This is a genomic window from Photobacterium nomapromontoriensis (assembly GCF_050336815.1).
Taxonomy (GTDB): Bacteria; Pseudomonadota; Gammaproteobacteria; order Enterobacterales; family Vibrionaceae; genus Photobacterium; species Photobacterium nomapromontoriensis.
Genome location: NZ_JAKJSL010000105.1, coordinates 1 through 628, shown reverse-complemented (window position 1 = coordinate 628; position 628 = coordinate 1). Strand labels below are relative to the sequence as shown.

The window sequence follows — 628 nt, the reverse complement described above, 5'->3', positions numbered from 1 at the left end:
CCGACTTAGCTCAGTAGGTAGAGCAACTGACTTGTAATCAGTAGGTCACCAGTTCGACTCCGGTAGTCGGCACCATTTCTTAGCAAGCGTTGCGAAAGCAACATTGCAAAAGTAAAAGCTTAACCGCTTTCACTTTTGCCTCGATAGCTCAGTCGGTAGAGCAGAGGATTGAAAATCCTCGTGTCGGTGGTTCGATTCCGCCTCGAGGCACCATACAATTCCCCTTTAGTTCAGTTGGTAGAACGGCGGACTGTTAATCCGTATGTCGCAAGTTCAAGTCTTGCAAGGGGAGCCAATTCAGTGTTGAGCTTTAGAGCTTAAGACTAAAAAAGATTCGTGTGCCGACTTAGCTCAGTAGGTAGAGCAACTGACTTGTAATCAGTAGGTCACCAGTTCGACTCCGGTAGTCGGCACCATTTCTTAGCAAGCGTTGCGAAAGCAACATTGCAAAAGTAAAAGCTTAACCGCTTTCACTTTTGCCTCGATAGCTCAGTCGGTAGAGCAGAGGATTGAAAATCCTCGTGTCGGTGGTTCGATTCCGCCTCGAGGCACCATACAATTCCCCTTTAGTTCAGTTGGTAGAACGGCGGACTGTTAATCCGTATGTCGCAAGTTCAAGTCTTCTTGC

The 628-nt window shown here is 47.5% G+C and carries 4 tRNA genes; all 4 read left to right on the top strand.

Annotated features, from left to right (window positions below):
* The first annotated feature begins 137 nt into the window (after positions 1 to 137).
* Positions 138 to 213 (top strand) — tRNA-Phe (locus L4D12_RS25535).
* A gap of 6 nt (positions 214 to 219) precedes the next feature.
* A tRNA-Asn gene (locus tag L4D12_RS25530) sits at positions 220 to 295 on the top strand.
* Between the two features lie 45 nt (positions 296 to 340).
* Positions 341 to 416, top strand: a tRNA-Thr gene (locus L4D12_RS25525).
* A 62-nt stretch (positions 417 to 478) separates the two neighbouring features.
* Positions 479 to 554, top strand: a tRNA-Phe gene (locus L4D12_RS25520).
* Positions 555 to 628 lie beyond the last annotated feature (74 nt).